The following is a 1391-nucleotide window of genomic DNA, read 5'->3' on the forward strand; positions in this document are numbered from 1 at the left end:
GATGAGGAACAGCATCACCGCGTAGACAGCGATTCGAGCCGTTAGCTGTTCGTCTTCGGCTGGAAGGTTCCCCAGATAGGACATCACGGGTGCACCCATCGTGAAGGCAGCCATGAGGTACATCAGAACGACCAACCACCCCTTGTCCAGCACGCGCCTCCGGTTGGTGATGTCCGCCAGCACGGCTGACCAGAGCATGAGCGGAATCATCACGGAGGAAGTGATCTTCACTATCAGCTCAGTCTTGTCCGCCCAGGACAAGGCCACGGCGCCGACCGCTACAAGGGCCGTAAGGCTTCCCGCTAACCATCCCGTCTGGCGCGCCTCCTTCGGAATGGTGGTATCGAACGTGGCTTCGACGATCCGGACGTATTCCTTGGCCGATAGTTCGTCTGCGTCTTCCTGCTGGGCCTGTGTGCGGATGCGTTCGCTGCTAGCGGCTGCGTTCACCATGTGGTCGGATTCCGCGTGCAGGGCTTCAGGTTCGCGGGCGACATCGTCGTGGATCTGCTTGACCGTCGTAGGCGGGCGCTTGTTCGCGCGATGGAACCGGCGCTGCAGCACTTTGACGTGCTGCCATCGGCCGCGCCACTCCTTGAGTGTCTCGGGGTTCGCCCGGAACTTCCCCGCAGCCAGCTTGTCCAGCCCGCTCGGTGTGGTGACGACTCGGACGAACTCCAGGAGCGTCTCCAGGGAGGGCAACCGCTTCCCGGTGAGCATCTCAGTCAGGCCGGACTTCGTCAGCCGCGGTCGTACCGAGGCGGAGGCGATGGTCGCGTAGGAGGGGGAACCGCAGGCGATGTGGAACAGGCTGAGCTCCTCGGCGAAGGCGGCCAGCGCGGCCTCGAACGTCTCAGCCGTGTCGTTGTCCTGCGGATCCACCGCAGGTTGTTCGCCTGTCATCAGATCCCCCTGTGTGTCAAGGAAAAGCCACGGTAGAGGCCGGTGACGGCGTACGTATGCAGATTGCCTCGAACAGATCCGAACGCCTCGTCCCATCCGGGCTCGGGCCAATCTTCGCCGGGTGCAGTGGGGGGTTGTCCGGGTCCGTTCGGACTCGGACAGATCACTGGGAAGACGGCTTTGAAGGCGGGTCTGCTGGAGCCATGACGAACACGGACAGCACCTCCCAGACCCCCGACCCTGCCCGGTCCATCTCCCGCCAGGACCCGGACGTGATGCCGAGGACCCGCAAGGGGCCGGCCCCCGACGCGGTGGTGCTGGTGGTCCTTCTCGCGGCCTGCGCCGGCATCTACCTCGCCGTCGGCGAAGCTGGGTTCGCCGGCGTCATCAGCGCCGTCGCTGCCCTCTACGGCACCTGGCGCACGCGCCGCTGATCCCGGCTCCCACAATCGAAACGCCTGCGCACAGCTGCGCCCCCGGCCTATGGG

The 1391-nt window shown here is 65.1% G+C and carries 2 protein-coding genes; one reads left to right on the top strand and one right to left on the bottom strand.

The features are described from left to right. A partial coding sequence (locus ACFW48_RS38590) for a hypothetical protein (protein ID WP_386323335.1) occupies positions 1-903 on the bottom strand: 903 nt, incomplete at its 3' end. A gap of 203 nt (positions 904-1106) precedes the next feature. Here ACFW48_RS38590 and ACFW48_RS38595 point away from each other — a divergent pair. Continuing rightward, complete coding sequence (locus tag ACFW48_RS38595) at positions 1107-1337, top strand: hypothetical protein (protein WP_386323337.1); 231 nt, start codon at positions 1107-1109, stop codon at positions 1335-1337. The last annotated feature ends 54 nt before the right edge of the window (positions 1338-1391 follow it).

The sequence above is a fragment of the Streptomyces sp. NPDC058812 genome (genome assembly GCF_042744565.1).
Classification (GTDB): Bacteria; Actinomycetota; Actinomycetes; order Streptomycetales; family Streptomycetaceae; genus Streptomyces; species Streptomyces thinghirensis.